2 protein-coding genes are annotated in these 3,937 nt (G+C 69.0%); both read right to left on the reverse strand.

Annotated features, from left to right (window positions below; translation table 11 throughout):
- Positions 1-95 precede the first annotated feature (95 nt).
- Positions 96-281 (reverse strand): DUF6104 family protein, encoded by a 186-nt coding sequence (locus tag EBH09_RS25040; protein WP_010061466.1) that lies wholly within the window; start codon positions 279-281, stop codon positions 96-98.
- A 199-nt stretch (positions 282-480) separates the two neighbouring features.
- Positions 481-3,937 (reverse strand): multifunctional oxoglutarate decarboxylase/oxoglutarate dehydrogenase thiamine pyrophosphate-binding subunit/dihydrolipoyllysine-residue succinyltransferase subunit (locus EBH09_RS25045; protein ID WP_121749169.1); only part of this gene is annotated, 3,457 nt, incomplete at its 5' end.

Consider the following 3,937-nt stretch of genomic DNA (forward strand, 5'->3'; position numbering starts at 1 on the left):
CGCTGCTGGTCGCGCACGGCGCGCTGGGCGTGGCGTACGGGCGGGCACGGCGTCCGTGACAGGCTCGGGGCCGCGGCGGCGAGCCCCCGGTGGAGCTACTCGTCCTCGTCGTCCTCGTCGTCCAGCCGCGCCAGCCACGTCGCCAGCCGCTCCACCGGAACCTCGAAGTCCGGGTTCAGGTCGACGAAGGTCCGCAGCTGCTCGGCGAGCCACTCGAAGGTGACCTCCTCCTCGCCGCGCCGCTTCTCCAGTTCCTCGATGCCGCGGTCGGTGAAGTACAACGTGCTCTCCGTCGGATGGGTCGAACGATGGGTCGAACGATAAGTCGGGCAAGGTCGGCTCCGTGGAACCGCTGGTCCCAGGATAGGACGTGGGCATCGGACGTCGACGACACGGCGAAGGGCCCGGTACGCGTTCGTCGGAACGCGGACCGGGCCCTTCGCCGTGGCCGTCAGGTCACGTCAGGCCGGTTCTTCGAACTCAGGCCTCGAACACCTCACGCACCAGCTGCTCCTGCTCGGCCTGGTGCCGCTTGGCGGAGCCGACGGCCGGGGACGAGCCGTGCGGACGCGAGATGCGACGCAGGCGCTCGCCGTGCGGGACGTCGGCGCCGACCGCCAGGTCCAGGTGGTCGATCAGGTTGAGCGCGATGAACGGCCAGGCACCCTGGTTCGCCGGCTCCTCCTGGGTCCACAGGTACTTCTCGGCGTTCGGGTACTTGGCGATCTCCGCCTGGAGCTCGGCACCCGGCAGCGGGTACAGGCGCTCGATGCGGATGATGGCCGTGTCCGTGATGCCGCGCTTCTTCCGCTCGGCGTCGAGGTCGTAGTAGACCTTGCCGGCGCAGAAGACGACCTTCTTGACCGCGGCCGCGTCGACCGAGTCGTCGCCGATGACCGGGCGGAACTGGCCCGTCGTGAACTCCTCCGCCTTCGACGCCGCGGCCTTGAGGCGCAGCATCGACTTCGGGGTGAAGACGACCAGCGGCTTGTGGTGCGGGTTGTGCACCTGCCACCGCAGGAGGTGGAAGTAGTTCGACGGCAGGGTCGGCATCGCGACCGTCATGTTGTTCTGCGCGCAGAGCTGGAGGAAGCGCTCCGGGCGGGCCGAGGAGTGGTCCGGGCCCTGGCCCTCGTAGCCGTGCGGGAGCAGGAGCGTCACGCCGCTCGTCTGGTTCCACTTCTGCTCGGCCGACGAGATGAACTCGTCCACCACCGTCTGCGCGCCGTTGACGAAGTCGCCGAACTGCGCCTCCCACATCACCAGCGCGTCGGGGCGGGCCAGCGAGTAGCCGTACTCGAAGCCCATCACCGCGTACTCGGAGAGCAGGGAGTTGTAGACGTTGTACCGGGCCTGGTCCTCGGACAGGTACAGCAGCGGCGTGAACTCGTCGCCGGTCTCGCGGTTGATGAGCACCGCGTGCCGCTGGCCGAAGGTGCCGCGCTGCGAGTCCTGGCCGGACAGCCGGACCGGGACGCCCTCAAGGAGCAGCGAGCCGACGGCGAGGGTCTCGCCCATGCCCCAGTCGATCGTGCCGTCCTCGACCATGGCCGCCCGGCGCTGGAGCTGCGGCAGCAGCCGGGGGTGCACGGTGACGTGGTCGGGGATGTTGACCTGGGACTCGGCGATCCGCTTGACGGTCTCGGCGGTGACCGCGGTGTTCACGGAGACCGGGAACTCGGCCTGCGGGTCCGAGGGCTCCGCGGCGGACGGCTGGGAAGCGGCCTCGCGGACCTCGGTGAAGACCTTCTCCAGCTGGCCCTGGTAGTCCTGGAGCGCCTGCTCGGCCTCTTCCAGCGTGATGTCGCCGCGACCGATGAGGGACTCGGTGTACAGCTTGCGCACCGAGCGCTTCTTGTCGATCAGGTCGTACATCAGCGGCTGGGTGAAGGCCGGGTTGTCGGTCTCGTTGTGACCGCGGCGGCGGTAGCAGATGAGGTCGATCACCACGTCCTTGTTGAACGCCTGGCGGAACTCGAAGGCCAGCCGCGCCACGCGGACGCAGGCCTCCGGGTCGTCGCCGTTCACGTGGAAGATCGGGGCCTCGATCATGCGGGCCACGTCGGTGGCGTACATCGAGGAACGCGACGACTCCGGGGCGGCGGTGAAGCCGACCTGGTTGTTGATGACGACGTGGACCGTGCCGCCGGTGCGGTAGCCGCGCAGCTGCGACATGTTCAGGGTCTCGGCGACCACGCCCTGGCCCGCGAAGGCCGCGTCGCCGTGGATCGCCACCGGCAGGACGGTGAAGTCCGTGCCGCCCTTGTTGATGATGTCCTGCTTGGCGCGGGCGACGCCCTCGACGATCGGGTCGACGGCCTCCAGGTGGGATGGGTTCGCGACCAGGCTGACCTTGATCTGCTCGCCGTCCAGGCCCGTGAAGGTGCCCTCGGCGCCCAGGTGGTACTTCACGTCACCGGAGCCGTGCATCGACTTCGGGTCGAGGTTGCCCTCGAACTCGCGGAAGATCTGCGCGTACGACTTGCCGACGACGTTGGCCAGCACGTTCAGCCGGCCGCGGTGGGCCATGCCGACGACGACCTCGTCCAGGCGGGACTCGGCCGCCGAGTCGATGACCGCGTCGAGCAGCGGGATGACGGACTCGCCACCCTCCAGGGAGAAGCGCTTCTGGCCGACGTACTTGGTCTGCAGGAACGTCTCGAACGCCTCGGCCGCGTTCAGGCGGCGCAGGATGCGCAGCTGCTCCTCGCGCTCCGGCTTGGTGTGCGAGCGTTCGATGCGGTCCTGGATCCACTTGCGCTGCTTCGGGTCCTGGATGTGCATGAACTCGACGCCGGTGGTGCGGCAGTACGAGTCGCGCAGCACGCCGAGGATGTCGCGCAGCTTCATCAGGGACTTGCCGGCGAAGCCACCGACCGCGAACTCGCGCTCCAGGTCCCACAGGGTGAGCCCGTGCTCGGTGATGTCCAGGTCGGGGTGCTTGCGCTGCTGGTACTCCAGCGGGTCGGTGTCGGCCATGACGTGGCCGCGGACCCGGTAGGAGTGGATCAGCTCGAAGACGCGGGCGGCCTTGGTGACGTCGTCGTCGTGCGAGGCGTCGATGTCCTTGAGCCAGCGGACCGGCTCGTAGGGGATGCGCAGCGCCTCGAAGATCTCGTCGTAGAAGCCGTTCTCGCCGAGGAGCAGGTTGGCGACCTGGCGCAGGAACTCGCCGGAGGCGGCGCCCTGGATGACCCGGTGGTCGTAGGTCGACGTGAGCGTCATGACCTTCGAGATGCCGAGCTTGTTCAGGGTGTCCTGGCTGGTGCCCTGGAACTCCGCCGGGTAGTCCATCGAGCCGACGCCCATGATGACGGCCTGGCCGGGCATCAGGCGCGGCACCGAGTGGACGGTGCCGAGGCCGCCGGGGTTGGTCAGGGAGACCGTGACGCCGGAGAAGTCGTCCATCGTCAGCTTGCCGTCGCGGGCGCGGCGGACGATGTCCTCGTAGGCCTGCCAGAACTCGAAGAAGTTCAGCGTCTCGGCCTTCTTGATCGCCGCGACGACGAGCTGGCGGTCGCCGTTGGGCTTGACCAGGTCGATGGCGAGGCCGAGGTTGACGTGCGCCGGCTTGATGAGCGTCGGCTTGCCGTCCTTCTCGCCGAACGCGTAGTTCATCGACGGCATGGCCTTGATGGCCTGCACCATCGCGTACCCGATCAGGTGCGTGAAGGAGATCTTCCCGCCCCGGGCGCGCTTGAGGTGGTTGTTGATGACGATGCGGTTGTCGAACAGCAGCTTCACCGGGACCGCGCGCACGGACGTGGCCGTGGGCAGCTCCAGCGAGGCGTTCATGTTCTTCGCGACCGCGGCGGCGGGGCCGCGCAGCGTCACCATCTCGGGGCCCGCGGGACCCTCGGCGGCGGCGTCCTTGGCGGGCGCGGCGGTCTTCGCCTGCGGCTTGGCGGCGGGCTTGGCCGGAGCCGGAGCCGGAGCC

It is taken from the genome of Streptomyces sp. E2N166 (genome assembly GCF_003671715.1).
GTDB lineage: Bacteria > Actinomycetota > Actinomycetes > Streptomycetales > Streptomycetaceae > Streptomyces > Streptomyces thinghirensis.